Below are 25,747 nucleotides of genomic sequence, written 5' to 3'. Positions count from 1 at the left end.
CACCGCCCGTCACCGCGTCTCGAATCCTTCCGCCGACCGTCATCGCCCGATAGGTATCCAAGAACGTGAATAACAATAGGGAACGATGGAGACCGTTGCAGCACAAACACGGGGATTTTTATCGATTCGGTGCCGTACTGACTCTCATGACTGATGGGCGGGGCGAGACTCCCCGGCGAACAGGAATGACCGAAAAGTGCGGCGTCGTCGGCGTCTCACTCGACGGTCGAGACGCAGCACGTCCGCTGTACTATGCACTCTATGCACTCCAGCACCGTGGACAGGAGTCCGCGGGGATCGTCACGCACGACGGCTTCCAGCAACACAGCCACGTCGAAATGGGTCTCGTGGGAGATGCCTTCGGAGAGGACGACCTCGATACGCTCAACGGCTCGGCGGGGATCGGTCACGTTCGATATCCGACGGCCGGTTCTGTCGATTCCTCCTGTGCCCAGCCCTTCTCCGTCTCGTTTAAGAGCGGCTCCCTCGGCCTCTCGCACAATGGCAACCTCGTCAACGCCGACGAGATTCGCGACGAACTCGCTGCCGCGGGCCACGCGTTCACGAGCGACGGCGATACCGAGGTCATCGCTCACGACCTGGCGCGCAACCTCCTCGAGGAGGATCTGGTACGGGCCGTCAAACGCACCATGGGTCGGATTCACGGGTCGTATTCGCTGACTATTAGCCACGACGATACGATCCTCGGTGTACGGGACCCACAGGGAAATCGACCACTCTGTATCGGGAAACTCGACGACGGCTACATGCTGGCCTCCGAATCGGCAGCGATCGACACGCTAGATGGAGACCTCGTCCGAGACGTACAGCCAGGCGAACTGGTCGTCCTCCAGGACGGCGGGCAGGGGTTCGACACGTACCAGCTCGTCGATCAGGAGCACACGGCTCACTGCTTTTTCGAACACGTCTACTTCGCACGACCCGACAGCGTCATCGACGGCACGCTCGTCTACGAAGCCCGGCGAGAACTCGGGCGACAGCTCTGGGAGGAAAGCGGCGTCGAGACCGACGTCGTGATGCCGGTTCCCGACTCCGGGCGCGCCTTCGCTTCGGGGTATGCTGATGCAGCGAGCGAAACGACCGCAGACGGCGAACCCCGGGCCGCGGACGACGACGGTGTCGAATTCGCCGAGGGCCTGATGAAAAACCGGTACGTCGGCCGGACGTTCATCATGCCGACGCAAGACGAGCGCGAACGCGCGGTGCGGCTGAAACTCAACCCGATCAAATCCACTGTCGAGGGCAAGACGGTCACCGTCATCGACGACAGCATCGTTCGCGGGACGACCTCAACCCAGCTCGTCCAGTTGCTCAAAGACTGCGGGGCAAAAGAGGTCCACGTTCGAATCGGAGCACCGGCTATCGTCGCCCCCTGCTACATGGGAATCAACATGGCCACCCGCGAGGAACTCATCGCCTCGGACAAATCGACCGCCGAAATTCGCGACGCGATCGACGCCGACAGTCTCGCGTACCTCTCGACCGACGCCGTCGCCGACGTCCTCGAACAGGAACGCATCGATCTCTGTCTCGGGTGCGTGACTGGCGAATATCCCTACGACATAGACGGCGAAGAGACCGATCGAGACGTGAGCCGTCCTGACCTCGCCGGACAGCCGATGCACGCTGACGACTGAGAGGCGAAATTTTCCTCTGTGGGTGCGACAAAGACCCATTCTCCGCAAAATTCGATCAAAAAGCGCTCCCCCTCCCAGCTACTCGCGTCACTCGCCCCAGGTCGGACGTCGGCCCGCACGCTCCGCCCGCGTTCGCGAATCTACAGGCGAAGTACGTCGAGGCGTTTTACCGCCAGAACGGCTACCGCAGGCAGGCCGCGACGACCTCGAGCATCTGTTCCCCTCGAACTTCGTCCGCGAACAGGGGAACGCGGCGCACGTCAGTCCCGCGAAAGAGGTCCTGAGCTTCGGCCAGTGCCGACTGCTGGACGTCCCACCGTCGTTGACAGAACTCGCAGTCGTCGAGATTGGGCTGCAAGAATTCGCCTTCGACGTCGTCGGTGACGTTCGACAGCGGTTCCATCACCCGGTTGACGACCACGGTGCCGACGGGTATCTCAAACTCCCCGAGTTGCTGGCGGAGCCGCTTCGACTCGATGACGCTCATCTCCTCCGGGATCATGACGATTCGAAAGTCCGTCCGCGCTGGATCGCGCAGCGCCGCCCGCAGCCGCTCGATGCGCTCCCGTAGTTCCTGCAGATCCTCGAGATCTTCCCCGTCGTCAGGGACCTCGTCTCCGCCAAACATGCCCTTGACGCCGTCGATCATTCCGCCGATGCGCTGGCGAAACTGGACGAGCCGTCCCATCATCGTGTCCATGATCTCTGGAAGTTGCAACAGTCGGAGCGTATGGCCCGTCGGGGCCGTATCGATGATCACGCGATCGAACCGATCGTCGTCCATGTACTCGAGTAAGAGTTGCATCGCAGCGGCTTCGTCCGCACCGGGCATCGCACCGCCGAAGAGAGCGTCCATTGGCGATTCGTCGCCGAGCAGTTCGCCGAGGCCGCCGAGGGGACCGTTCGCGGCGCCACCGCCGAGCATACCGTCGTCGGCCTCGGCGTTCCCACCGCCGAAGAACGCGGTCTGGCCCTCGTCGAGTGCTGTATCGGGATCGATTTCGGCAGCGAAGAGCGGGATGTCCTCGCGAATTCGATCGGGTCGTGCCGGAACAGCCGTTTCGAAGGTATCCGATAGGGAGTGTGCCGGATCGGTCGAAGCGACGAGCGTTCGGGTACCGCCGCGGGCACTATCGAGCGCAGTTGCTGCGGCCATCGTCGTCTTCCCGACGCCGCCTTTTCCGCCATAGAGTACGTAGTCGGGGCCGTCTATCGGCTCCTCGGACGGTTGGACATCGATCATCTCTCGTCCGGATCTCTCGTCCTCGACCGAGTCGGTCGGCGTGACCTCGATCCGTTTTGCGCCGTCGTTCGTCTCGGCCGCTGTCTCGTCGTCCCCATCGACCGGCTCGACCTCGATACCGCTCATGCGCTTCGGTTGCCCGTCCAGGCACGAGTATTCGTCGGTCCCGATCCGACACGTCTGGCGCGCGGAGAAGGTTCGGATGCGAGTTCCTCCAGGGTTTCGACACCCGATTCGAACGGGAGCGTCCGTCGACCGGATCAGACGTACCGGTCCTGTGGTGGGTCGTTAGTCAGTTCCACGACGCCGGTTGCGTCGAGGACAGCCAGACGGATCGGTACAACCCAGAGCGTCGCGTAGAGGGCCTGCGTGATCGGGTTACATAGTACGGAGTATCTGAGGCGATCCCAGCCGCTACTGAATGGGACTCCTTCCCATGCGGCATGAGACGAGCGCCAGCCGTAATACGCCCAGATGGCGACGTTGAACAGGATGACCGGCGTCAGAAACGAGGGAATCGAGACGACAGTGGTATCGCTGACGGTCAGAATCAAAACGAGAGCCCCGATCGGGATTCCGAAGACGTTCGTCATCGAAACTGCATGCAACACGACCATTCCCATTCCGTTCCACCCTCGCCCGAGTCACCGCGTGCTCGGTGCAGAGAGGCGCCGATACACGCCGCGGACCCAGTGTCGCTTCTGTCGTATCCACGAATTGAAGGTATCCGGACACCGGGTCCGTACGTACCGATAGACGACACCCTGCAGTCGCACTCGGTTTCGATACCGATACGGAGCGCTTGACTCGGTTGCTGTCGTCGCGGAGACGAGCTGGACGGCGTCGATTTGCGTTGGTCGTCTCGTGTTGGGATGCCGTCTAGTCGACGGCGCGAGCGAGCGCGCTATCGTCGATTTGATTCCCGGATCGGCGGACCAAACGGGACAGGCGGCCGCAGTTGACGATGAAATAGGCCCCCTGCGTCAGACCGAACGCAACGACGACGGCATCGAGCAGCATCTCCCGCTACCTCTCGAGCCAGTGTGCATCCATGGTGGCCAGATAGAGATGTGATCGAACGAGCGACCGATCATCGAGTGGCCTGGGAACGGTACTCCGATCGATCACTCGAAGTAGTTCGCCAACCGCTCTGTGGCTTCCTTGACCCGCGGGGTGACGAGCGCAAATCGCACCCAGGCCGTTCGCGAGTCACCGAATGCCTCACCCGGCATCCCCGCGACGCCTGCTTCGTCGATCAATCGCGCCACGTTCTCGAGCGTCCCCGGATAGCCGTCGAACCGAGCCATCACGTAGAACGACCCGTTCGCTCTGGTATAGGCCGCTCCCGCAGCCTCGAGCGCGTCGGTAAACGAGACGACACGTTCGCGGAGCCGTTCCCGATTGCGCTCGGAGTACTCGGGCGGCGTCTCCCGGAGAGTGTTCAAGACCGCGTACTGGCCGGGCCGAGTAGTCGCGACGTTGACCAGCATGTGCCGGCTTTTTGCTGCTTCGACGAGATCCGGCGGCAGAATAGCGTACCCGACTCGAACGCCGGTGATCGCCATCGACTTCGAAAACGCGTTGGTGACGATCCGGTGAGCGGAGTCGATCGAGAGCGCGCTCGTGAATTTCTCCGAGAGGTCGTAATGGTCGTACACCTCGTCGCTGATCAGAATCGCATCGTACTCTTCGGCGATCGCGACCAGTTCTCGCATCGTCCGTTCGGGGTAGACGGCGCCTGTCGGGTTGTTCGGCGTGTTAACGACGATCGCAGCCGTGTTCGAGTTGGCGGCGTTGCGCACGTCGACCGGGTCGAGTTGGCCGTTGCTGGCCGTCTCGACGAACGCCTGCGTTCCGCCGAGCATGGTCGTCTTTCCCGGATAGTACGGATACACGGGCTCCGTCAACAGAATCTCGTTCCCGCTGTCACGCTCGAGGGCACGCGCCATCGCGAGATAGTTCGCCCCTCCGCCACCGTTCGTGATGACTACCTGATCAGTGGCGACGCCGCGGCGCGCCGCGATTTCCTGGCGGAGTTCGAGCAAGCCCCCGCTGGGCGGGTACTGGAGCCTGTCGGGCTCGAGTTCGGCATATTCGGTGAACCCCTCGCGAAGCGCCTCCGGAGGCTCCCAGTCGGGGTTTCCGCTGACCATGTCGATGACGTCGCGGCCCGCCGCGTTCGCGTACTCCATCACCTGGAAGAACAGCGGCGTTTCGTAGTTCATGCGCGACGATGTGGGGCGTTTCGTAGTTCATGCGCGACGATATGGGTCGTTTCCTCTTTCGTTCTTCCCCTCCCGATTCCCGGTCCGAATCGGAAGTTTCTCGAGGGGATCGGTCGTCGAGTCGGGATCGGTGCGTGAGCGAGCAGTCAGGGTTGACCGGCGATCTGCTCGATGGCGGCCGGTGCGTCGATACGTCCGGCCCCGAGACCCGATGTGGACTCGCCTGAGAGTTCGATCGCGCCCATCTCGATCGCCTGTTCGACGCGTCGGGGATGGAGATCTGGATCGATTTCCCGGAGCAGACACGCCAGTCCGGCCACTTGCGGTGCCGCCATCGACGTCCCGGGCTTGCGCCTGTACAGCGATTCGTAGTAGAGACGATTCGGGACCGTCGAAAGAATCCCGCTGCCGGGTGCAGCGACGTCGATCGCGTCACCGTAGTTCGAGAAGAGAACCCGTGTATCGGTTCGGCCGGTCGCACCGACGGCGACTGCGCCGGAGACGTCGGCGGGCAGGACATACCTTGCCACGCGATCGAGATCGAGAAAGTCGTTCCCGGCGGAAACGACGATCAGCGTCCCATTTTCGATCGCGTGTTGAATCACCCGCCGAAACGCGGCGAATGCACGGCTGTCTCCGGGTTGGATCGTTCGCAAACTCGCATTCACCACGTCGACGCCGATCTCGACGGCGTAGTCGATCGCGATGAGTATGTCCGCGATCGATCCGATCAAGCGACCGTATGTGGACTCTCCATCTTCCAACACCGGGTCGAAAAACATCGTCCGAAGCGAGACGACCGATGCATCGGGTGCCACGCCGACGACACCGGTATCCCCTCGAGATGCAGCGGCGATACCGGCGACGTGAGTCCCGTGTCCGTCTACGTCGGTCGCCAGTGCCTGCGTCGTCGTTTCGATCGGATTCAATCGGCTAAGCGGATTTTGCGGCCCCGAAGCGACGGTAACCGAGTCGGTTCCCGAGCGGATCCGGGCGTCCCGAACGAGTCGGCTCCGGTCCGTGTCGACTTGCGATCGCAGGTCCGGATGTGCAAAGCTTACCCCAGAATCGATAACCGCAAGCGTCGTTCCTGCTCCAGTTGCCCGCTCGTGGGCTCTTTCGGCCCGGATCAGCTGATTGTCCCACTGCTCTTCGGACAGTGCTTCGTCCCCGCGTTCGATGTCTCGCTCGTTTCGTTCGATCTCTCCGAGAGCGAACGTCTCGTTCGTGACGGCGTCAGCCACGGCCGCCAGTGATCGGAGTTCGTCTTCCTTCCCCGCCGGACCCTGGATGATGAAGACCGATCCGTCGGCCAGTGCGTGCAGGACCTCGAAGCCCGCGCTCTCGAGACGAGACCGGAGCCCCGCTCCACCTCCGAGCACGATGTATATCTCGTGGTCTGCCGGCGCTTGACGGTCAGTCGAACGCACGCCCTCGACCCCCCCGACTGCGATGGTGCTTCCGGCGATTCCGCAAAGGACGGATCGTCTCGACGTTTCGGTATTACACATCAGCATCAACAATAACTTATCGCATTGCAACGATGAAAATAATTTCTATTTCATTTCGACGTACTATATGCTATCACAACACCGCTTATACCAGCCGTCACCTTCGCCCATCGATTTGACAACCCGTCGTGCCCTCACCCGATATATGGACCAGAATTTCGACTTCGACCGCGACCTACCGATGGAGGTCGGCGACGCCCTACGGGACGCCGAGGAGACGCTTGCCGTCGCTGAATCCTGTACCGGCGGCCTGGTCGGGGCTGCGATCACCGCCGTCCCGGGTGCGAGCGACTACTTCGACGCCGGGTTAGCGACGTACGCATACGACGCCAAGCGTCGTCACCTCGGCGTCAGTCGCGAATCACTCGACGAACACGGTGCCGTCTCGGAGCCAGTGGCTCGAGAAATGGCAACAGGAATCCGAGACGTCGCGGACGTAACCTGGGGCGTCTCGACCACTGGCGTCGCCGGGCCGACCGGCGGAAGCGAGGCGGATCCAGTTGGCACCGTCTATATCGGCGTTTCGTACGCGGCTCCGTGGGGAACCGAGGAGTCGTACTCGTCCGTTTCCCGCTACGAGTTCGACGGCGATCGAGCGGCCGTCCGTGCAAAAACAGTCGATCGAGCGCTGGAAGACCTACTCGCGGAACTCGAGATGCGCTGATCCTGCGGTCGAATTCGTTCTATGCCGAGTTATCCGTTCAGTTTTGTTACAGTAACCTCGAGAAAAACACGACTGGATGACAATCTCGAGAGTAAACTATTCCCCGATCGCCTCCCCAGAGACGAGTAGATGAACAAGAAGGGGCACGTACTGAATGCCGTTCTTTTGAGTATCGGGCTTGGATATCTGCTCGAGCCGGCGGGGGACGTAGCGACGTTCCAGACGATCGTGATGATCGGCGTCCCAGTGACGTTGGGTGCGCTCTTCCCGGACGTGGACACGGCATTCGGGTCACATCGGAAGACGCTGCACAACCTTCCCATCCTGGTCGGGTTCGTGGCGTTTCCATACGTATTCGGCAATCTCGAGTACGTCTGGATCGGCGTGTTGACCCATTACGTCCTCGACGTCGCGGGGAGCAAGCGCGGGATCGCACTGTTTTACCCGGTCTGGAAGAAGGAGTTCGGATTACCGATCGGCGTCACGGTCAGCAGCAAACGAGCCGATCTCATGATGATGTTCGTTACCGCTGCCGAACTGATAATCGCCGGGATACTCGTGTTCCGGATACCCCAATGGGGGTTTTCGATGGGACGGCAGCTTCTCGGAATCTAGTCGCCAGCATTTCTCGAACCTCTCAATCGGGATGGCGAATGCTTTGCGTACGAGTCTCTTGCATCACCAGTCGCTGTCAGGAACGATAAACAGCTGGTTGCCGTCGATCTCGATTCGGTACTCGTCGATGGCGAATGATAACTTCGGGTCGTTGCTGGTAGTGACGAGCGTATCGAGCGCTTCCGGATCGATGTGATCGTACAGGGCGGTGTTGAGCGTCACCGGAAGATCGGTCGGGTCGACGTTTTCGATACCAGCGATGGCATTGACGATCGCAACCGTCGGTGTCGTACTCGACCAGACGTATCGACCACAGAACAGTTCATCCCCCATGTATTCACTTCTATGGTGCAGGCCATCGACGACTCACTTTGGTATGCTGTGATTATCGGGTGGCAATTACCAATTTGAAAGCCGGGTATTATCACCGAAAAGCGAAGCGAACGCCTCGCCAACAGCTGAACGATCCCTTCGACACCCCGTCTATGGGACGACCAAACGCTGGTGGCGACAATTCGATACGGTCGATTCGAAACTGACGAACGGTCCGAAGCTGATGAACGATTCGGAACTCGAGACCAATGTGACGGAGAGACGAGGAGGAATCTCGAGCCTCATCGCCGATTCGGCGCCCAGACTTCGCATGCGTCCATATCGTCCATGGCCGTGTCGTGGCGGGCACAATACGGCACCATCCCGTCAGACGAACGAACGTACTCGAAGTGCGTGCAGTTCCCGCAGTATCGGTCCGTCGGATCGTCCGGCCTGTCCTCCTGTGACTTGACTATCTCGGCGTCGCAACCGTCGCCCGCATCGAGCGGCGAGGAGATGTCAGCAGTCGTCGATCCGCCGTCGCTGGTCGTGGCACCGACGGACCGACCGGGTGTGGACACAGCGGCTCCCGTGGTCTTCCCTGTTACCGACGAATCCGATGACTCCGCTGCGGATAGACGCCCGCTCGAGTCATCTCCGCCTGAACCGGTCGTGTTTCCGGCGTCGCTCGCGGCCGCGTCGATATCAGCGTTGGTCTGCGTTTCGACGTCACCATCCGGCGTGCCACCGAGGAAGCCGATGCCGCCCAACCCGCCAGAACTGCTCGAGTCGTCGACTTCGAGGACGGTCTTTTGTTGGCGGGTAACGTTCATCTCGAGGCTCCCGCCGGGATCGTTACGTCGCTTGAACGTCGCAACGGCGCCGAACAAACACCAGATTGCGGTCAGCAGCCCGAGCAAATAGACCGCAGAAACCTCTAGCGTCAGTTGGTCACTGCCGTACCGCCATTGGTGTGGGTAGGCGTACCAGAAGAGGGCGACACCGAGCAGGCAGAGACTCGCGCTGATCGCGGCAGTGGCCTGAATGCGGCGGCTGGCCGGCAACACGATGAAGACGCCGACGAGGACGGTAGGAACGCTGAGACCGGCCAGAACGCCTGCGGCACGGACGGTCGCGAACTGTGCGGCCATCTCGCCGGAGAGGTCAACAGCGTAGCCGCCGACGAGGTCAGTCGTCGCAACGAGGACGGCTACGACGGCCAGGAATGCACCCAGCAGGACGAACGCCGTTCCCGCGTACAGTCGGCGACGCGTCACCTCGGGCGCTGTCCCATCGTAGACCTCCGTCAGGCTTGTCATATCGGGGTGTTCGGTGGCCCACCACAAAACGATACGTCAGACACATGTGGGTTATTGTATGTGTTTCGCCGCAAAGCGTGAGCGGTGACCCCAACATACTTCCGAAGCGAAAGCTTGAATCGCTGCCCATGCAAACGACCGTTCATGAGTGACGAGGATGACGAATCGGAGCCAGCGGTTTCGCTCGGAGAACACGCGCGCGTCGACGGTGCGCCGCTCGCCCGCGTGAGTTCGCGTCTAACCTGGCCCAAAGAGAAGAGCGAAATCGACCGTCTCGAAGGTGACACGGTCGTTCGGACGCCCGACGGCCCACGCGAACTGACGACCATCCTCGAAGACGTCGACGGGACGTATTTCGAGCGTCATCAGGAGTTCGAAGATCACGTTCGGGACGTGATTGGAACCGGACCGATCCCGACTACAGACGAGTAACATCGTGGCGTCGGAGTCGGATCACCACGAGGACCGTTGGCACCGGAACCGACTGAAACTCACCTGGGTCCAGAAGTCGCTGGTTGCAGGTGCCATCCTCGCACTATTGTGGATGCGATTCGTCCCGGTTGAGTTGCGTCAACGGGTCCTCTTCGACGGCGTCCTACTAATCGCGGGGCCGCTCGCGCTCGGTCTATCGCACGGAAACCGAATCGGCTGGCGGGTCGACTTGACGGCAGTTCGAAATACGATCCTGCTCGCACTGTTCGTCCTGCCCTTTTACGTTGTGGGTTCGACGTTCCCGACGATTCGCACGTTCTATCCGATCTGGGAGACCTCGAGTGCACCGGCGGCGTTCGTTCCGCACGCACTCAGGCTCATGACGCTTGCGCTGGCGGCCGAAACCTACTACAGAGGATTGCTCTGCGTCGGCGTCAAAGAACTCGGCTTCGGTGCCGTGTTTATCAGCCCGATCGTCTACATGCTCCACCACTCGTCGAAGCCGCCGATCGAGTTTCTCCTCTCGGGCCCGACGGACGTCTTGTTCGGTGCCGTCGATTACAAATCGAATTCGATTCTTCCATCCGTCCTCGCCCACGGCGGCGGTCTCGTCCTGCTCGATTGGCTCGTTCTGCACGAACCGTTGTTCGATCCAGTGCTCATCATGCGGTATCTCGAGTGGCTGCCCGTTCCCCTGTAACGCGATTCGATTCCGGCCGTCGTCCTCCTGACCTTGCGTCCGACGCGGAGTCACTATAAGTGACGGGCCGACTAACCGACGCGTATGGCGCTGCCAATCGACCCGACCGAGATCGATCAGGCGGATTACGGCGAACAACGAGCGGTTCTCGAGATGGACCACGAGGAAGCCATCGAACACACTCGAACGGTGTTTACGGATGCGGGGTTCGGCGTCCCCACAGAGTTCTCTCCCTCAGAGTTGCTCAACGAGAAGGTCGACGCAGACCGCGACCCCTACTACGTCCTCGGAGCCTGCAACCCCGAAATCGCAGACCGGGTACTGGACGTCACTGACGAGATGGGCGCGCTGTTCCCCTGTAATGTCGTCATTTGGGAGGAAGAACCGGCTCGTCAGGTCGTGTACCACGTCTCAATTATGAAAATCGCACGACTACTCGGGATCGCCCCGGACGACGAGAACTGGCAGGATATCGTCGACGAGACCAGTGCGATGGTCGACGAGGCGTACGCGAGCCTCTAACTGCCGGCCGGTAGCCCGTTCGACGTCTCTGGTCGGCCGGTAGCCCGTTCGACGTCTCTGGTCGGCCAGTAGCCCGTTCGGCGCGTCACGAAAAGTCGGCCCATTCATTCGACTGAAGTGACAGTCACTAATACCAACATTTATTGGCCCGACTCGGGATTGTAATATATGGACGCCCGTACGGCGTTTTTCGTCCTTCTCGTCTGCGTACTTGGGGCGCTTGCTGCCCTGGTGGTCCTGCCGCTGGTGGAATACGTGCTGGCTGCCTGTCTTCTCGCGTCCGTTCTCCGTCCGGCGAACGAACGATTGGCCCCACGAATCGGCCACCGGTGCGCTGCGGTCGCGCTCACGGCCGTTGCGATCGTCGCAGGTGTCGTTCCACTACTTCTCGTTTCGCTGGTCGCTCTTCGGACGACTGTCTCGACCGTCACCACGTTCGATGGTGCGCAGATCGTGGCGTCCGGTCGCGAAATTGCACGCACCGAACTCGGTATGAGCGAAGAGACGGTCGCCGAACTCGAGGCGATCGTTCGATCTGAACTGGAAGGGGCGTTCTCGAACGCTGCCGAAATGACACTGGCCCGGACCATCGACATCGTGACGCTTGGCGTCGACGTGGTCATTGGATTGATCGTTTTCGTCTTCGTACTGTATTATCTACTCAAAGACGGCCCTGCGGTCGTCGACTGGTTCCGGCGGGTCTCGCCGCTCGATCCTCGAGTCGTCGACGAATTGCTCGGTGAGGTTTCAGTCGTCACCCGAGCGGTCCTTCGCAGCCACGTCCTGGTCGCAGTCGTACAGGGAGCGCTCGGTGGACTCGGATTGGCGCTTCTCGGCGTGCCATACGCGACTACGTTGGCGGTCGTCCTCGTCCTCGTCTCCTTCCTTCCGACGATCGGAGTCTGGCTCGTCTGGGGACCGGTAACGATTGCTTACGCGACTGCGAGCGGACCCGTCCGCGGCGCCGTCACGTTGGGATACGGGCTCGTCGTCCTTACCGCGACAGACTACTACCTACGGGCGATACTCGTCGACCGAGGCTCCGACTTGCATCCGGCGATCGCCCTGCTCGGGGTCATCGGTGGCATCTCCCTGTTTGGAATCGTTGGCCTGTTCGTCGGTCCCGTCGTCCTCGCAAGTTTCAAAGCGGTCGTGACGGTGGTAAATCGCATCGAGAACCAGGCCCCGGAACCTCCCGTCGATCGGCAGACCTCGATCGCGGAGATGAAACGGTAGGCGGCCCGCCACGAACTGCGTTCGGTCGGTATAGTAGTCGTTGAACGTCATTGCACACCCTGCTCGCGAATTCGCAGCCAGCGAACATTCACTGGCCGCAGCAGTGCGAGCGGTGGGTAACTCGTTTCAACGACTCCTATCGCTCTCAGTTCGACCCGGAGAAGCTGTTCAGGTTCGACTGCAATCCCGCGGCAAGTTCGGATTTGCGCCGCAATCGCGCGTCGGATACCGGCAACTGGGTCGCGATTTCCGATATCGCTCCGTGAAACGTTTCGGATTCGCCGAACTCGCCGTCGAATGCGTTCCGAACGCTCTCACGAACCTGCCAGACGCCGACCGGAGCCCAGTAGTCGTCGCTGACCTCCCGCAAGACAAGACACTTGGCTTGCCGACCGATCGACTCGAGGTACTCGAGGACGCCCAGTCTCGCCGCGTAGTATGCACCCGCAGTCTCCTCGACGTAGTTCGAACGCCCCTCGTATCCTTCCGAAGCGCTCGCCATCCAGACGTCGTCCCCGGGATCGGGGTTCCAGATACTGCCGGGGGCCTTCATCTCGACGAGTTCGAACTCCCAGGTTCCGGGCGCGAGAACGATCCAGTAGCGGTTTCCGATGTATTCGTTGGCCCATACCTGCACCTCATCGATGCTGGACGCGTTCCGAATGCGTCCGCGCAGGTACGTGCCGATCGTGTCGTCGACCGCGGTGATCGACCACCGCGTCGGGACGAGCCGGCGCTGTTTCGTCTCGCCAAGTGCGCCCGCTGAAAGGATCGAGTTGATGTCGTAGACGTCGAACCCGCGTCGGTAGAGGTAGGTCATCGCCCCCTGGGCCTGCCAGTCGTCGTCCTCGAGCGTTTTCTTGATCGGACGGGGAACGTACGGATTCTCCCGCAATTCCGCGTTACGAGCGTTGGCGCGGGGGCCACGCGGCGTCGCGACATCCGTTCCGGTATCGAGACCGAGGTCCGGCGTGTCGTCGAGCCCGATTTCGAGGTCGACGGGCCGATCAGCGATGGCGACCTCGCGCTGGACGCCGACGAAGCCGTCCCAGGTGTCGTGGACGGAGGGAGCCAATCGGCTCGCGATGCTCGGGGACTCTACGTTCGCCCGTTTGCTCGAGTTCAAGAGCCCGGTTCGGCGCTGGAGGACGTCGTCGATCGCGTAGCCCTGCTGATACCAGTCTCCGTCGGTGACGTACTCCTCGGCGGCGCCTTCGTCGCCGACTGGAGAGAGCAATCCGACCGGGATATCCGGATAGTTCGACCGCCCGACGAAGATCGACGGAGACGTCGAGCCGACGAGGGTATCACCGCTTAGGGCATCATCGAACCGACGTTCGAACTCCTCGAGGTGGTCCGTGATCGCGTAGGACTTCTCTTTGGCGAGGCGGCGCCGTTCTGCCTCCTCGTCGGGCTCGAGATCCTCGATGTAGTCGTCGAGGCGCATTCATCGGAACAAGGGATGCCACGGCTTTGAATGTTGAGTTCCGGGCGCTTCGTATCGCTCCATAGACACGAACGTATCCTATCGACTTTCGATTCGGTCAGCTCCGAAGTTCGATCAGCGGAGATGTCAGAGGCAGAGGTTCGATGGCGTCGAGCCACCGATCCTCATCTCTTCGTACGCGTCGGCTCGATAAGTAACCGGTCGAGCATTTTCTGAGCTGGAAAACGGTAGAAAATATAACACCGTTCCAGTCGGTGACCGCCGTTGCTCGTGCGATCGAATCGGCGTTGGCGGAATTCGAGACGGACGGTTCTGGGCAGACTCGAGAAAGACAACCGTTAAAAACGGCGGGCGGGAAATGGTGGGTATGAGTACGATCGACGATCGAGAGACGCGCTCCTGCGTCTCTTGTGGACTCAATATCGCGGGCACGAACGCCGCCGCGTTCAAATGTCCCGAGTGCGGCCAGCAGATCTACCGCTGTGCCAAGTGCCGCAAACAGAGCAACCTCTATGAGTGCCCCGACTGCGGGTTCACCGGTCCATAACGTTCACCATGGGAAAAGTCGCTGCTAAAATCAAGGTCATGCCGGACAGCCCCGAAATCGACCTCGATGCGCTCCAGGAGCGCCTCGAAAGCGCCCTTCCAGAGGGTGCAAAGATCAACCGGGTCGACCGCGAAGACGTCGCGTTTGGACTCGTCGCCCTGTATCCGACCGTGATCGTCCCCGACGATGCAGGTGGGACGGAATCCGTCGAGGAAAACTTCGCGAACGTCGACGGCATCGAGAGCGTCGAGATCGACGAAGTTGGCCGCATCTAACCGGTTAGTCGGACGGACACTTTTTCGAACGGTTCGATCATCGATGGATCGACCGCGTTAGCGTAAACACGAATAGTGCGATCAGGAACGCACCGATAAATCCCTCGAGTTCGGCGAGGAGACGGATTCGCGGGTTAGGAATCGCTGCTGCACCGCCGAGTACGAGCGTGATGAATCCTTCAAAGCTCAACACGAGATAGCCCGCAGTGGAGCCGTACGGTGGCAACTCCGGGAGCAGTACTGCGTACAGCAACGCAAAGCCGAGGATGACTCCGAGCGACGCTCCTACGACCCGAAGTGGTCGTTCACCGTATCCGGCCAGAAGATCGAGTCCGGCGTTCCGGAGCCATCGCGTTGCCGGTTTGAGACGAGCGAAACCGGAGTTTTCCCGGAACGAACGCGCGTGACCGGACCGCCGATGCCGGAGTTGGCGAAGGAAGAACTCGGCGGCGACGTTATCGCTCCCGGTCTTTTGGGCGCCGTTTTTCGCCTTGAGGTACGTCGATTCCAGAACGCCCGGGTCGGACCGTTCGTCTACACTTTCGTCACCACCGACCGACCGATATAGTTCCGGAGCGACCGTGGCGTGTAGATCCCAGTTGGCCGCCGCAAGAGCATCCAGGTGATGATCGAAGTCGAAGTCCTCGAACGTCGTCTGCGAGAAACGCGTCCCCGTGAGCGCGTTACTGGCGCTCGGTGCCTCAAAGCGGACGTCTCCCAGTGTCCCGTCGGCGACGTCATAGAGAACGAATCCGTCCGATGGTTGTCTTAGCGTCCCCGATCGGATCGACGTGTCGCGGCAATCGACTCTGACTGCGTCGCGTTCCGCCAGCGTCAGCGACACGGATAACGTTTCGATGTCACCGCCGCGAACGTCGACTCCCGACGGACACTGGCTTTCCTCTAACGAAAGTCGGTCCGTTACCGTGATCCGTTCGGCCGAAAGTCGCCCATCGATCGTCGCCCCATCGAAGTCGATAGATTCGATCGTCCCGCCATCGAGCGAGAGGGTGTCGCCGATGCTCGCTCGCTCGAAGGTCAGATGGTCAGGAACGGATGCGCCTGCGAAGTCTCCGGATCCATCGACCGTCGTATCGATAAACGTGCCACCGTGTTCAAACGACGCTTCTATTGCCAGCATTTGTTCACACTCGAACCCGTGGAACGCGGCATCGTCTTCGAACGTCGCATAATTAAACTGGATCGTGTCGTCGACCGTCAGTCCGGAAAACCGAGCCGGGCCGGAGAACGTCGCTCCCCAAAAACTTGAGCGATCGTGAACGGTCGCCTCGTCGAACGTCGCCGTCTTTTCGAACGCGGCATCCTTTGCTTCGACGTGGCCACCGATCGTCACGTCGTACACCGAAACCGTTTCACGAAACACCGTTTCTCGGAGGGTGAAATCACCCTCGATCGTCGCCCCCGATAGATCGAGACGGTGGGCGACGGTCGCGCCGTCGAGATCGATATCACCGCCGATCGTCACCCCGCACAACCGAAGCGGCTGGACGACGCGCGCACCCCGGAGGACGACGGATCCGTCGACGGTGGCGTGACGGAGGTCGATCGGAAATTGGTGTGACCCGCTGACGAGCGCGTTCGGTAACGAAAGATTGTCCAATCGCGCCCCGATGATCGTCGTCTCGACAGTTCCCGGGTCGGACGGCTGATCCCGTGTACTGCGGAGGAGAGATAGTAGCGCCCGCTCGACGGAACAACCTTCCGGACGTGCGTCGGAATCGAGGTGAAACACACAGTGATCGAACCCGTCTACGGCATCGTGCGGGCACGACCAGACGCCGTCCTCGAGGTCGGAATCGTATACGAAACAGCGCCCGTCGTTAGCGTTTTTCCACGCCGACGGATCGAATTCGTATTGACAGCACATTCGGTATGTCCCGGTAATCTCCACCACCGGACATTAACCGTATCGGATACGAGGACGACGGTGGAACTGGACACCATCGATCACACAATGGCTCCCTACTGGCGGCGGACGAACGATGGACGTCGACAGCGGCCGAAGTGTCTCCCCTTCTGTAGTACGGTTCACGGGCGTTCGAGGGGTTCGAATGGCCACTCGAGAGATCGAGTAATATCACTCCCTGCGGCTGGCCGTGAACTGGGTAACGGATTCTCGAAAAGCGACGTTCGTGTGCTCTCAGTTTCCTGGACGGCGATCTCACCGATCCGCACCCAGGTCAGCCTGGGAAACGATTTCCGCACCGACCGACGAGAGATCGACAGTTACGTCCTCGGTAACGGCTTTACTTATTTCGTCTAGATTACCCGCGAGCACCGTCAACACGTCGTCGGGATTGGCATACAGGAGCATATTTCCGTCCTGTCCCTCTGCGACGAGTTGCGTGTCGTTTAACACTATCTGATCGTTCTGGATCGTCGCCGAAACGACCGGCAGTGCTTCCGGTTTTCCCGGCTCGTTGTCTCTGACACGACGGATGTGGACCTCCTCCAGGTCGATTACCTCTTTGTGCTCTTTGATCTGTTCGGCGCAGTTTACCATGTCGTTGAGGAGTGCTGTTCGTTGCTCGTTGCCATGATCGCCCTCGAGACAGTGCTGACAGACGCGGAGTTCGAGACGCATTACCGATCAGTTGGTGACGGAGACCGATGAGAATTCCGCTTCGAAACTCGGCCGCGTTTCGACTCCTGCTATCCTCGCTTGAGTTGTGACTCGCCTGGGACCCTCAACCGCGTAGTTGATCGTGGATTTCCCGGATCCGCTCGGTTCCGCGGTCGACGTAGCCGCCGTGATAACACACCGTCCGGTCGACCTCGAGCGACGCCAGCGTACCGACAGACTCCGTCGCACGTTCCATCTCCGGCGTAAAGTTCGGTTTCGGTCCGGCGAGTGGCTCGTCACCGTCTGCGACGAGTGCATCGCCAGCGATCAGCAGGTTTCCCGTCGGGAAGTACACCGAAACGTGACCCGGCGTGTGACCCGGCGTCGCGACGACTTCCATCAGCCCTGCGTCCGTCGGAATCCGAACGCCATCTACCAGTTCGAGGTCGACGGTCACCGGCGGATAGCGTTCCCCGTCGCTCTTGATTGGCTCCTTCTCTCCCGACACGAACGGCGCTTCCTCGCGATGGGTTGCGACGACTGCATCGACCCGTTCGAGCAGTGCTGCCAGGCCAGCAGCGTGGTCTCCGTCGTGGTGGCTCAGGACCACCAACCAGACGTCTTCGAGGCTATAACCCACCTTCATCAGGTGCGTTTCTAGCGATGAAATGGCCCCTCGAGGACCGACATCGAGCAGTACGAGTCCTCGGTCGGTTTCGACGACTACCGGTGTGATCGTGATCTCCCGGCCGGCGTACTCGACCGGTATCGGTAACGCGTGAACGCCAGCGTTTTCATGCATACTGAGGCCTTTCCGGTGCCAGCACGATAGAATTGGGTGTTTCTTTGGTGCCAGCACGATAGGCGTGTGTTACTCTCCGGTGTCGTCGCGATTCGAGAGACAATCGTCATAAATTGCCTCCAGTAATTTGTGTGCGAATGTATAAATTTATTAATCCTGAATTTCAGCTTCAGTGTAATGCGAAACGAGTTTGAAGTTTCCACTCACAGTACTGGTGAAAGGCCACTTGCTGCCGTTCGACAACAAAATCTCCCCGAGACAGTCCTGCCATTGATTGATTCGTACGACGATATTGCCGGTGACAGGGATCGTTTCCTCTGGCAATGGCTCTATCACCTCTTTCCGACGGTTAGACTTTCCTGCGTCCACGAGGAGCGTACCCGCCCCGTTCGCGACGCAAAACTGGTTGCGACGATATTCGCAGTCGTTGCTGACGACGTCGCCGAACAACACGCCGACCGAGCGACGTTCGACGAACTGACTGCGATTCCGTTCGACCACCGGCGCGCGAATCCAGACCGCGACGACGTCGACGGCGACGTCGTTCGATTTTTAACGGATGTCTGGGAGCGGTTCTCGACGCTGTACGATAGCGGACCTCGATCGAAAGAGTTCAGGGAGTTGCTTCAGTTCGACCTTCAGGAAGTCTTTCAGGCGATCAAATACTCGTATCTCGCGAACGCGTACCCCGGTCTCGTCTCTGAACGCGAACTATGGCGGTACGACGTTTACAACATGCTCATTTTCGTCTACGCCGACATCGACCTCTCGAACGCCCCGACGTTCGACTCGAGTGAGTTATCGGTTCTCCGGCAGGTCTGCGACCGGACCCAACGGATGGCCCGCATTGGAAACTGGATTTCGACCTGGAAGCGAGAACTAGCCGAGGGCGATTGTAGTTCCGGCGTCGTCGTCTACGCGATGGAAAACGACATCGTTTCTCACGAGACGATACAACTGATCAGGGAGAATCCGACCGAGGCGCCGATTCGCTCCGTCGTCGAGTCGATTCGTCACTCAAACGTCGTCGAGCACTTCCTGAAGTGTTGGCGTGGCGAGTACGAACGAGCGATGCAGTTCGAATCCGAGATTCAGAGTGTCGATATAGGGGCATATCTCGAGGGGTTCGAACAAATACTGGATTATCACATCTCGAGCGAGGGTCTCAAGTGAGGGCCGGGTCACGGCGTACTCGTTCCCGGATTCGGTTCTATAGTACTCTCCCTGTATGCGGCGCTGGGTATCGGTCCACCACCGAAACCCGTCGGACCGAACTGAGCGGGCATCGCCTCCAGTTGAATGTGGAGTGAGTGCTCCTCCAGTATGAACAGCTTTCGACGCTAAACGCAGTCATCATCCCATTAGGGATACGAGTAGCCGGTAGTACGTTCGAGGAACGATCCCGATCGTAATGGCAGCCTAGGTGATCCTTCATCGCTCATAACTTTCATCCATCGTCGCACCGAAGTGGGTATGGTTGGGTCGTTATCACAAAACGCAACGGATGACCTCGAAAACGGAGGGAATGACTGCCCGAACTCGATCCAGTTTACGTACGATACGTACGAGGAACTCCTCGTTCAGTTACGGTCGCGTGGATACGAGTTCACGTCGTACGGTGGCCCCATCGACGATGGCGAGATCCTTTTGCGACACGACGTAGACTGGTCACCGAAGCGGGCGACGAAGATGGCGCAACTCGAGTCCGACAACGACGTCACCGCTACGTACTTCTTCCTGCTCTCGTCGCCGTTTTATAACACATTATGTCAGGAAACGCGAAACGCCATCGATCGGATCACCTCGCTGGGTCACGACATCGGCCTGCACTTTAGCCCGCACCAGTATTGGTCGTCGGAACCCACAAACGAGGATCTCGTCGCGGCAGTCGACAAGGAACGCAACATACTCTCGATGGCAATCGAGGAACCGATCGACGCCGTCTCGTTTCACATCCCGCCGGATTGGGTGCTGAAACGGAGCTACGAGGGGTTCGTGAGTACGTACGAGGAACGGTTCTTCACTTCCATCGCGTACCGGGGTGACTCGAACCAGCGGTGGCGTGGTTCGCCTCCGTTTGCCGATGGGTTTCCCGACCGGCTGCAGATTCTGGTCCACCCAGGGCTGTGGGCCGAATCCGACCAGTCGTTCGCCGAGCGACTGTATCGCGAACGCGATAATCGGTTTCGGTCGCTCAGTGGATTCCTCAATCACCAGTTCATCGACGACAACGTAAGCCGCTCGTAAAACGACCGAGCTAGACGACAGCCGATTTACGATCCGACGATCTCCACATGACCCACGATCAACTCGCAACTGACGACGAACCGGTTCGCGATCCGCAAATAGTGTTTGCCAGCTGTACAGATGCCGGGTTCGACCTTTTTCGGTACGTTCACGAGGAGCTGGTCGAAGTAGACGAACTCGTTTCGCTGACGCCCGAACAGGGCGAGCGATACGGCGTCTGTAGCTACTACGATCACGCCGAGTACGCCGCGGACCACGACGTTTCGATCTACTATCCCGAAACCTACGGAATGGACGACAGAGACGTCGACCACTTCGTCACCCTCGATGCCGATTTATTGCTCGTCCACGGCTGGCAACGACTCATCCCTGGTGATGTTCTCGAGACGTTCACACGCGGAGCACTTGGCCTCCACGGGTCGGCCTTTGGCTTGCCGAAGGGGAGGGGGCGGTCGCCGATGAACTGGTCGCTCATCGAAGACCTCGATCGGTTCCTCCTCTCGGTAATGCATTTAGACGAAGGGGCTGATTCGGGTGACGTGGTCGCCACGAAAAAGTTCGACATCAACCGCCACGACACGATCCAGTCGTTGTATCACAAGCTCGTGATGACCGGCCAGCAACTGTTCGAGGAAATCCTCGTCGACGTATTAGCTGGAACCGCCGAGCTCGAGGTTCAGACGGCTGAGCCGACCTATTATCCGAAGCGGAACCCGGAGGATGGCGCTATCCACTGGGAAGACCCGACGAAGACGATCTACAACCTCGTTCGGGCCGTCGCACATCCATATCCGGGCGCGTTCACCGAACACGATGGAACACGCATAACGATCTGGAACGCCCAGCCGTTCTCCTCGGATCTGCTGCTCGACGAGCGACCGGGAACGGTGGTTCAGGTCTTCCAGGCGAGCCAGCAATTCGTCGTCAAGACGAGCGACGGAACCCTGCTCGTCACCGACTGGGAGGCAGAGAACTGGGACCCCGTCCGGGGAATGGTTCTCGAGTCGCTCACGAACGAATCGGTCGATAGCCCGAACCGAGTGGACCAGCCCGAGCATGAGGACTCGTTGACAGGGTAGCGATCCAGGTGGCCGCCCGGTCGGGAAACTGGCCTCGTCGAGCGGTCAATACGGAATACGTGTGTTTTATAACCGTCACCGGACAATCCGGTCGTACGACCATGCCGAAGTCTAATGGCCCTCGTCAGGGAACTCGAAGGAAGCTCGCGAACAATCCCCGGGATCGCGGCACGTCACCGCCTCAGCGTGCGATTCAGGAGTACGAGCCGGGCGAAAAAGTCCATTTGAAAATCGACCCAAGCGTCCCAAACGGACGCTTCCACCCACGATTCGACGGTCGGACCGGCGAAGTCGTCGGCAAACAGGGAAGCGCGTTCAAGGTTCAGATCGAGGATGGCGGCAAGAACAAGACGCTGCTGGTAACCGCGGCCCATCTGCGGGCGCAAAACCAGGAAAAAAGCCGGATCTGATCGGGGATGACGATCTTCAAAGAGATCGTCGACGAGGAGTTCCTGACGGTCTCGGAAACGAAGGAACTGCTCGCCGACATCGAAGCCGAACGCGCGATGGACGAGAATCGCGAACTGCGCTATGAACTCGCGCGAGCGATCGAACACGCAAACCGATTTACCGTCTTGGAGCCAGCGGAATCCCAGGCGCTCGTCGACGACTTGCGAGATATAGAGAAGGTCGACGAACCGACTGCATATAAGATAGCGAACCTCCTGCCCCGCGATCGGGACGAGCTCCGGTCGGTGTATGCACAGCAACGCTATTCACTGTCGGGCGATGAACTCGACGAAATTCTCAACGTCATCGCTCAGTACGTCTAACAGGCCGAGCGGATTACCGTTCTGTTGTGGATCGAAAAGCACGAAACTCCAGTGTTGTCGTGCGTTTCGAAGGGCCACAAGCGTAATCAAATACGCATCAGAAAGATCGAGTAAACGTGAGAGCGATACTCCTTTTCGAGACCTGTCCCGGAGAGCGATACGATGACAATCTCTTCAGGGACGTCGTCCGATTGCGGACTACCCTGCGGTTCTTAAACAGGGGATGAACACCGAGAGGGGGTGTAGATAGTGGCTCCAGCCGATGCGGTGACTGATTCGAGGTCGGATTCTGAATCCGAAACGCTCGAACGTGATATCGGCCTCCTCGGAGCTACCGCGATCGGTGCGGGGACGATGATCGCTGGGGGTATCTTTGTACTCTCGGGACTTGCAGTCGGAAACGTCGGCGCAGCGGCGACCGTCTCGTTCGCGCTAGCGGCGGTCGCCGCGTCGTTTACTGCCCTGACCTACGCCGAATTCGCGACCGTCTACACCGTCGATGGCGGAGGTTACGCGTACGTGGCTGAGGTGTTCGATTCGGACTGGTCGTATCTCGTCGGCTGGCTATTGATTCTAGGGTATCCCGCCAGCGCAGCCTTCTACCTGGCAAGTTTTTCGGACTGGTTCAACCGATTCGCACGTCCTGCAATTGCATTGCCCCAGGCGCTTCCCTACTGGATCCCTGGAATCGCCGTCCTCGCGGTACTGGTTGGGATCAATCTCATCGGTACGGCAGAAACCAGAACGTTACAGATCGCACTAACAGGGTTGAAAGTCGCTCTGATCGGCCTCTTTCTGGTCGGCGGGTTTCGCGCGTTCGACGCGGATGTCGTTGCTACGTCTTTCGCAACTCACGCAGCGCAGTTCGAAGACGTTGCTCTTACGTCAGCACTCGTATTCATCACGTTTTTCGGATTCGAAGCGATCGCGACGAGCGAAGGCGAGATCGAAGCACCCGAACGGACGGTCCCCAGGGCCATCTTTCTGAGCATCGGTATCGTAACCGTGCTGTATATGTTCGTCGTTGTCGTGGTGGTGCTGGCGATCAACGATGCGGGCTTTCACGCATTTCTCGCCGAGCGAACGTCGATGTCCTCGTCTACGGCTGCCACAACATTTGTCGCTACCCACGGCGAAGTCGCGTTAGCGCGGGCGGCTCAGTATTACCTCGGCGATATCGGGTTCTACGTCTTTATCGGAGGTGCATTGCTATCCATGATCTCGGCTGCCAACGCGACGGTGCTTGCCGGCTCGCGAGTGAAGTTGGCGATGGCCGACCGGGATCATCTCCCGGAACCAGTAGACCGGGTCGATCCACAATCCGGCGTTCCGACGGTGGCGGTTATCTTGACTGGTGGCCTGATTCTAGCGTTTTTCATGTTTTTCGGCGTTCTCTTCGGGACGCCATCGGCCGAAGCCGGGCAATCCCACGGCTTGGTGTTAGGCCTCGAGTCGCTCGCCCACCTCGCCGACTTCATGCTACTCGCCGCGCTGGTGTTCGTAAACGGTGCGCTGATCTGGTCTCGCCGGAAGAACCCGGATCGAGAACGATTGTTTCGAGTTCCGGCCGTTCCGTGGGTCCCGATGGCCGCAGTTGGGTCGAACCTTATATTGCTGGCGAGCCTGGAACTGTCCGCCGTGGTGCTCGGTGTCGCGGCGATAGTCGTCGGTATCGGGCTCTGGTTCGTGGCTATCGATTGATTGCCGTTCAAACCGAAATCCGCCTCACCGTGGCCGGTTTTTCCGCATCCGGTCTCGTCACTTGCGATCCCAAAACGTATCACAGCCGACACCTACCCATCGAACTCGATCCGTGAGTTACTACTGTTTCGGCAGCGGTGTATTCACGGCCATGATAGCGCCGTTCGGAGAGAAGCGTCGGATGTGAACGGAATCCGACTCCGCCGACTAATGGGCCGACTCTTTAAGTATGCCGTCGCCGTATCTGTATCAAATGAGCGAAGCCGATGACGACGAGATGGACGTTCGACGAGCGGTCGTGTTGGATTACCTCGCACACGGATTGTCGGACGACGGCCGACCACAGTATGCGAAGTCACCGGCAGGCTATGCTGTCGGAATCGAGGACTTTCAGCTCTATCAGGTCGCGTTTGACGAAGATGAGCGGATAACCATCGGGAGCGAGATAGTCATCGAGCCGCCCGCTCACCGGGACGTCGTCACCGAGGCACATCGCGTCGAGTACGACGATCTCTCGTCGGGTGCACAATCGGAACTCGAGTACGTCGTCGCTGATCTCGTCGAGGAGAACGAAGAGCGCTTCGTCGACTTCTACAACGATGCGCAGCCGATTACGCTGCGACTCCACCAGTTGAATCTGCTGCCCGGAATCGGAAAGAAACTCCGAAATGGGATCCTCGACGAGCGCAAACGCAAACCGTTCGAGAGCTTCGAGGAACTGTCCGAGCGGGTATCCGGGCTGCACGACCCAGACGAAATCCTCGTCGACCGCATTCTGGAGGAGTTGCGCGACGACGACTTGAAATACCAGACGTTCGTCGGCCGGCGGGAACAACAGCAGGACCAGTAACGACGGCGACTGGACTCGACCCAGCGGCGCCCGTATACGAATTGCCGACGACCCGAGACGACGACCCTCGTCCTACGACACTCACGTGCTGGTTTTCGTCAGGAAGTCGTCGACAACCACATTAAACGCCGTCGGTTGCTCGAGCATCGCCAGATGACCCGCGTCTTCGATTTCGGCCAGTTCTCCGTCATCGATCTCGTCGGCGAGGTACTCGTGAAACCACGGCGGCGTCAACTGATCGTATTCGCCGTACACAGCGAGGGCGGGAACGTCGATACTGCCGAGTTCGTTGCGGACGTCGAACTCGTGGCAGGTCAAGAAATCCCGTCGAGTCACTCTCTGTCCGCAGTCGTACATTCGTTCTACCGATTGCTCTCGGAGTTTGGGATCCGGATCGTAAAAGAGTCTGTTCGGTCCGTGCAGGAACTCGACTGCTCGTTCGAAGTCCGATTTGAGCCACGTAAGCAGATCGTCGAGGACGCCGAGTCGTGCACCGGTCCCCGTCAGGACGACCGCCGTCGGATCGAACTCGCGCTCGAGCAAGATATGTAATACGATGGCACCGCCGAGTGAATTCCCGACGAGGATTTCGGCGTCAGTTTCATCGACGACGGCTAGTACGTCGTCCGCGTAGGCTGATAGCGCCGTGTACCCGGCACTTGCGTCCGCATCAGACGAATCTCCGTGACCGCTTAGATCGACCGTAACGATCGGATACCGATCCGCCAGTGACTGTTGGCCGGTCCAGATGCCGCGCGAACCGCCGCTTCCGTGGATACAACAGATCGGAGGACCGTTACCGCCTCGGTCGACGACATCGTAAGCCGTCTCCCGGCCGTGGTGTGGTACCGTTTCCATACGTTGCGAAACGAGCGGAATTGGCATAAAGACTCGATCCGGCCGTCCCGGAAACTGCCAGCACCGGTGATATAATCGTTCCGACCGAATACTCATCCGAACCGTACACCAGACTGGACGAAGGCTGATTCTCCGTGAACCACGAAC

28 protein-coding genes are annotated in these 25,747 nt (G+C 59.8%); 16 read left to right on the top strand and 12 right to left on the bottom strand.

The features are described from left to right. Positions 1 to 185: 185 nt before the first annotated feature. On the top strand, positions 186 to 1,658 hold the full coding sequence (gene purF, locus HYG82_RS26005) for an amidophosphoribosyltransferase (RefSeq protein ID WP_179264367.1): 1,473 nt from the start codon (positions 186 to 188) through the stop codon (positions 1,656 to 1,658). Positions 1,659 to 1,839: 181 nt separating this feature from the next. Here purF and HYG82_RS26000 read toward each other — a convergent pair whose 3' ends face one another. The 5 genes from HYG82_RS26000 to HYG82_RS25980 form a co-directional block, all read right to left on the bottom strand. After that, positions 1,840 to 3,027 carry an ArsA family ATPase gene (locus HYG82_RS26000; RefSeq protein WP_179260015.1) on the bottom strand — a complete coding sequence of 396 codons (1,188 nt, stop codon included), beginning with the start codon at positions 3,025 to 3,027 and terminating at the stop codon, positions 1,840 to 1,842. A 134-nt stretch (positions 3,028 to 3,161) separates the two neighbouring features. Continuing rightward, complete coding sequence (locus tag HYG82_RS25995; RefSeq protein ID WP_179260014.1) at positions 3,162 to 3,524, bottom strand: hypothetical protein; 363 nt, start codon at positions 3,522 to 3,524, stop codon at positions 3,162 to 3,164. A gap of 256 nt (positions 3,525 to 3,780) precedes the next feature. Further along, positions 3,781 to 3,921 (bottom strand): hypothetical protein, encoded by a 141-nt coding sequence (locus HYG82_RS25990; protein ID WP_179260013.1) that lies wholly within the window; start codon positions 3,919 to 3,921, stop codon positions 3,781 to 3,783. 104 nt (positions 3,922 to 4,025) lie between these two features. Next, positions 4,026 to 5,126 carry a pyridoxal phosphate-dependent aminotransferase gene (locus HYG82_RS25985; protein WP_179260012.1) on the bottom strand — a complete coding sequence of 367 codons (1,101 nt, stop codon included), beginning with the start codon at positions 5,124 to 5,126 and terminating at the stop codon, positions 4,026 to 4,028. Positions 5,127 to 5,272: 146 nt separating this feature from the next. Further along, a complete protein-coding gene (locus HYG82_RS25980; protein WP_235217831.1) occupies positions 5,273 to 6,643 on the bottom strand; it encodes a S8 family peptidase in 1,371 nt (456 codons plus the stop codon). Between the two features lie 139 nt (positions 6,644 to 6,782). On the opposite strand from HYG82_RS25980, the gene HYG82_RS25975 reads away from it, so the two are divergent. Together HYG82_RS25975 and HYG82_RS25970 are read left to right on the top strand one after the other, a co-directional pair. Next, positions 6,783 to 7,301 (top strand): CinA family protein, encoded by a 519-nt coding sequence (locus HYG82_RS25975; RefSeq protein WP_179260010.1) that lies wholly within the window; start codon positions 6,783 to 6,785, stop codon positions 7,299 to 7,301. A 129-nt stretch (positions 7,302 to 7,430) separates the two neighbouring features. Beyond that, entirely contained in the window at positions 7,431 to 7,916 is a 486-nt protein-coding gene (locus HYG82_RS25970) for a metal-dependent hydrolase (protein WP_179260009.1), read from the top strand. A gap of 63 nt (positions 7,917 to 7,979) precedes the next feature. Here the strand turns inward: HYG82_RS25970 and HYG82_RS25965 are convergent, their stop codons facing one another. Next, positions 7,980 to 8,249, bottom strand: a complete 270-nt coding sequence (locus HYG82_RS25965; RefSeq protein WP_179260008.1) for a HalOD1 output domain-containing protein — start codon at positions 8,247 to 8,249, stop codon at positions 7,980 to 7,982. Positions 8,250 to 8,530: 281 nt separating this feature from the next. Beyond that, complete coding sequence (locus tag HYG82_RS25960; RefSeq protein ID WP_179260007.1) at positions 8,531 to 9,547, bottom strand: cell division protein CdpA domain-containing protein; 1,017 nt, start codon at positions 9,545 to 9,547, stop codon at positions 8,531 to 8,533. 144 nt (positions 9,548 to 9,691) lie between these two features. Here HYG82_RS25960 and HYG82_RS25955 point away from each other — a divergent pair, with 144 nt between their 5' ends. The 4 genes from HYG82_RS25955 (at position 9,692) to HYG82_RS25940 (ending at position 12,437) form a co-directional block, all read left to right on the top strand. Then, positions 9,692 to 9,979 carry a DUF5789 family protein gene (locus HYG82_RS25955; RefSeq protein WP_179260006.1) on the top strand — a complete coding sequence of 96 codons (288 nt, stop codon included), beginning with the start codon at positions 9,692 to 9,694 and terminating at the stop codon, positions 9,977 to 9,979. A 4-nt stretch (positions 9,980 to 9,983) separates the two neighbouring features. After that, positions 9,984 to 10,679: a CPBP family glutamic-type intramembrane protease gene (locus HYG82_RS25950; RefSeq protein ID WP_235217830.1), complete on the top strand. Its 696-nt coding sequence runs from the start codon at positions 9,984 to 9,986 to the stop codon at positions 10,677 to 10,679. An 84-nt stretch (positions 10,680 to 10,763) separates the two neighbouring features. Then, on the top strand, positions 10,764 to 11,201 hold the full coding sequence (locus tag HYG82_RS25945; RefSeq protein WP_179260005.1) for a DUF302 domain-containing protein: 438 nt from the start codon (positions 10,764 to 10,766) through the stop codon (positions 11,199 to 11,201). Between the two features lie 168 nt (positions 11,202 to 11,369). Next, positions 11,370 to 12,437 (top strand): AI-2E family transporter, encoded by a 1,068-nt coding sequence (locus HYG82_RS25940; RefSeq protein ID WP_179260004.1) that lies wholly within the window; start codon positions 11,370 to 11,372, stop codon positions 12,435 to 12,437. 145 nt (positions 12,438 to 12,582) lie between these two features. On the opposite strand, the gene nreA is transcribed toward HYG82_RS25940, so the two are convergent. Then, positions 12,583 to 13,884, bottom strand: a complete 1,302-nt coding sequence (gene nreA, locus HYG82_RS25935) for a DNA repair protein NreA (RefSeq protein ID WP_179260003.1) — start codon at positions 13,882 to 13,884, stop codon at positions 12,583 to 12,585. A gap of 367 nt (positions 13,885 to 14,251) precedes the next feature. Here nreA and HYG82_RS25930 point away from each other — a divergent pair, with 367 nt between their 5' ends. Together HYG82_RS25930 and HYG82_RS25925 are read left to right on the top strand one after the other, a co-directional pair. Further along, positions 14,252 to 14,431, top strand: coding sequence for an HVO_2753 family zinc finger protein (locus HYG82_RS25930; RefSeq protein WP_179260002.1), 180 nt, complete (start codon positions 14,252 to 14,254; stop codon positions 14,429 to 14,431). Between the two features lie 8 nt (positions 14,432 to 14,439). Then, entirely contained in the window at positions 14,440 to 14,706 is a 267-nt protein-coding gene (locus HYG82_RS25925) for an elongation factor 1-beta (RefSeq protein WP_179260001.1), read from the top strand. Between the two features lie 37 nt (positions 14,707 to 14,743). Here HYG82_RS25925 and HYG82_RS25920 read toward each other — a convergent pair whose 3' ends face one another. The 3 genes from HYG82_RS25920 to HYG82_RS25910 all read right to left on the bottom strand — a co-directional run bounded on the left by HYG82_RS25920 (position 14,744) and on the right by HYG82_RS25910 (position 18,092). After that, the gene (locus tag HYG82_RS25920) at positions 14,744 to 16,594 is read right to left on the bottom strand and encodes a pentapeptide repeat-containing protein (RefSeq protein WP_179260000.1); all 1,851 of its coding nucleotides are present in this window, start codon (positions 16,592 to 16,594) and stop codon (positions 14,744 to 14,746) included. A gap of 294 nt (positions 16,595 to 16,888) precedes the next feature. Next, complete coding sequence (locus HYG82_RS25915) at positions 16,889 to 17,311, bottom strand: hypothetical protein (RefSeq protein ID WP_179259999.1); 423 nt, start codon at positions 17,309 to 17,311, stop codon at positions 16,889 to 16,891. A 103-nt stretch (positions 17,312 to 17,414) separates the two neighbouring features. After that, a complete protein-coding gene (locus HYG82_RS25910; RefSeq protein WP_179259998.1) occupies positions 17,415 to 18,092 on the bottom strand; it encodes an MBL fold metallo-hydrolase in 678 nt (225 codons plus the stop codon). A 270-nt stretch (positions 18,093 to 18,362) separates the two neighbouring features. Here HYG82_RS25910 and HYG82_RS25905 point away from each other — a divergent pair, with 270 nt between their 5' ends. The 7 genes from HYG82_RS25905 to HYG82_RS25875 all read left to right on the top strand — a co-directional run bounded on the left by HYG82_RS25905 (position 18,363) and on the right by HYG82_RS25875 (position 24,742). Next, positions 18,363 to 19,265, top strand: a complete 903-nt coding sequence (locus HYG82_RS25905) for a terpene synthase family protein (protein ID WP_235217829.1) — start codon at positions 18,363 to 18,365, stop codon at positions 19,263 to 19,265. 300 nt (positions 19,266 to 19,565) lie between these two features. Further along, entirely contained in the window at positions 19,566 to 20,339 is a 774-nt protein-coding gene (locus HYG82_RS25900) for a polysaccharide deacetylase family protein (RefSeq protein WP_179259996.1), read from the top strand. A gap of 47 nt (positions 20,340 to 20,386) precedes the next feature. After that, the gene (locus HYG82_RS25895) at positions 20,387 to 21,418 is read left to right on the top strand and encodes a methionyl-tRNA formyltransferase (protein ID WP_179259995.1); all 1,032 of its coding nucleotides are present in this window, start codon (positions 20,387 to 20,389) and stop codon (positions 21,416 to 21,418) included. Between the two features lie 101 nt (positions 21,419 to 21,519). Further along, positions 21,520 to 21,828 (top strand): 50S ribosomal protein L21e, encoded by a 309-nt coding sequence (locus tag HYG82_RS25890; RefSeq protein ID WP_179259994.1) that lies wholly within the window; start codon positions 21,520 to 21,522, stop codon positions 21,826 to 21,828. 6 nt (positions 21,829 to 21,834) lie between these two features. Continuing rightward, positions 21,835 to 22,191: an RNA polymerase Rpb4 family protein gene (locus HYG82_RS25885; protein ID WP_179259993.1), complete on the top strand. Its 357-nt coding sequence runs from the start codon at positions 21,835 to 21,837 to the stop codon at positions 22,189 to 22,191. Positions 22,192 to 22,440: 249 nt separating this feature from the next. Then, entirely contained in the window at positions 22,441 to 23,892 is a 1,452-nt protein-coding gene (locus HYG82_RS25880; protein WP_235217828.1) for an APC family permease, read from the top strand. 253 nt (positions 23,893 to 24,145) lie between these two features. Next, positions 24,146 to 24,742 carry a DUF655 domain-containing protein gene (locus tag HYG82_RS25875; RefSeq protein WP_179259992.1) on the top strand — a complete coding sequence of 199 codons (597 nt, stop codon included), beginning with the start codon at positions 24,146 to 24,148 and terminating at the stop codon, positions 24,740 to 24,742. Positions 24,743 to 24,823: 81 nt separating this feature from the next. Here HYG82_RS25875 and HYG82_RS25870 read toward each other — a convergent pair whose 3' ends face one another. Next, positions 24,824 to 25,600, bottom strand: coding sequence for an alpha/beta fold hydrolase (locus HYG82_RS25870; protein WP_179259991.1), 777 nt, complete (start codon positions 25,598 to 25,600; stop codon positions 24,824 to 24,826). Between the last annotated feature and the right edge of the window lie 147 nt (positions 25,601 to 25,747).

Origin of the sequence: Natrinema halophilum, from assembly GCF_013402815.2 — an archaeon.
Lineage (GTDB): Archaea > Halobacteriota > Halobacteria > Halobacteriales > Natrialbaceae > Natrinema > Natrinema halophilum.
The sequence above is the reverse complement of the archived record's forward strand: the minus strand, read 5'-3'. Positions and strand labels throughout refer to the sequence as shown.

Bases quoted from the DNA above. Each gene is read 5' to 3' on its own strand.
- HYG82_RS25975 (WP_179260010.1), top strand. From the start codon at position 6,783: ATGGACCAGAATTTCGACTTCGACCGCGACCTACCGATGGAGGTCGGC.
- HYG82_RS25940 (WP_179260004.1), top strand. From the start codon at position 11,370: ATGGACGCCCGTACGGCGTTTTTCGTCCTTCTCGTCTGCGTACTTGGG.
- nreA (WP_179260003.1), bottom strand. From the start codon at position 13,884: ATGCGCCTCGACGACTACATCGAGGATCTCGAGCCCGACGAGGAGGCA.
- HYG82_RS25910 (WP_179259998.1), bottom strand. From the start codon at position 18,092: ATGCATGAAAACGCTGGCGTTCACGCGTTACCGATACCGGTCGAGTAC.
- HYG82_RS25985 (WP_179260012.1), bottom strand. From the start codon at position 5,126: ATGAACTACGAAACGCCGCTGTTCTTCCAGGTGATGGAGTACGCGAAC.
- HYG82_RS25955 (WP_179260006.1), top strand. From the start codon at position 9,692: ATGAGTGACGAGGATGACGAATCGGAGCCAGCGGTTTCGCTCGGAGAA.
- HYG82_RS25870 (WP_179259991.1), bottom strand. From the start codon at position 25,600: ATGGAAACGGTACCACACCACGGCCGGGAGACGGCTTACGATGTCGTC.
- HYG82_RS25915 (WP_179259999.1), bottom strand. From the start codon at position 17,311: ATGCGTCTCGAACTCCGCGTCTGTCAGCACTGTCTCGAGGGCGATCAT.
- HYG82_RS25990 (WP_179260013.1), bottom strand. From the start codon at position 3,921: ATGCTGCTCGATGCCGTCGTCGTTGCGTTCGGTCTGACGCAGGGGGCC.
- HYG82_RS25920 (WP_179260000.1), bottom strand. From the start codon at position 16,594: ATGTGCTGTCAATACGAATTCGATCCGTCGGCGTGGAAAAACGCTAAC.
- HYG82_RS25945 (WP_179260005.1), top strand. From the start codon at position 10,764: ATGGCGCTGCCAATCGACCCGACCGAGATCGATCAGGCGGATTACGGC.
- HYG82_RS25875 (WP_179259992.1), top strand. From the start codon at position 24,146: ATGAGCGAAGCCGATGACGACGAGATGGACGTTCGACGAGCGGTCGTG.
- purF (WP_179264367.1), top strand. From the start codon at position 186: ATGACCGAAAAGTGCGGCGTCGTCGGCGTCTCACTCGACGGTCGAGAC.
- HYG82_RS25970 (WP_179260009.1), top strand. From the start codon at position 7,431: ATGAACAAGAAGGGGCACGTACTGAATGCCGTTCTTTTGAGTATCGGG.
- HYG82_RS25980 (WP_235217831.1), bottom strand. From the start codon at position 6,643: ATGCTGATGTGTAATACCGAAACGTCGAGACGATCCGTCCTTTGCGGA.
- HYG82_RS26000 (WP_179260015.1), bottom strand. From the start codon at position 3,027: ATGAGCGGTATCGAGGTCGAGCCGGTCGATGGGGACGACGAGACAGCG.
- HYG82_RS25960 (WP_179260007.1), bottom strand. From the start codon at position 9,547: ATGACAAGCCTGACGGAGGTCTACGATGGGACAGCGCCCGAGGTGACG.
- HYG82_RS25930 (WP_179260002.1), top strand. From the start codon at position 14,252: ATGAGTACGATCGACGATCGAGAGACGCGCTCCTGCGTCTCTTGTGGA.
- HYG82_RS25995 (WP_179260014.1), bottom strand. From the start codon at position 3,524: ATGGGAATGGTCGTGTTGCATGCAGTTTCGATGACGAACGTCTTCGGA.
- HYG82_RS25900 (WP_179259996.1), top strand. From the start codon at position 19,566: ATGGTTGGGTCGTTATCACAAAACGCAACGGATGACCTCGAAAACGGA.
- HYG82_RS25890 (WP_179259994.1), top strand. From the start codon at position 21,520: ATGCCGAAGTCTAATGGCCCTCGTCAGGGAACTCGAAGGAAGCTCGCG.
- HYG82_RS25885 (WP_179259993.1), top strand. From the start codon at position 21,835: ATGACGATCTTCAAAGAGATCGTCGACGAGGAGTTCCTGACGGTCTCG.
- HYG82_RS25895 (WP_179259995.1), top strand. From the start codon at position 20,387: ATGACCCACGATCAACTCGCAACTGACGACGAACCGGTTCGCGATCCG.
- HYG82_RS25925 (WP_179260001.1), top strand. From the start codon at position 14,440: ATGGGAAAAGTCGCTGCTAAAATCAAGGTCATGCCGGACAGCCCCGAA.
- HYG82_RS25965 (WP_179260008.1), bottom strand. From the start codon at position 8,249: ATGGGGGATGAACTGTTCTGTGGTCGATACGTCTGGTCGAGTACGACA.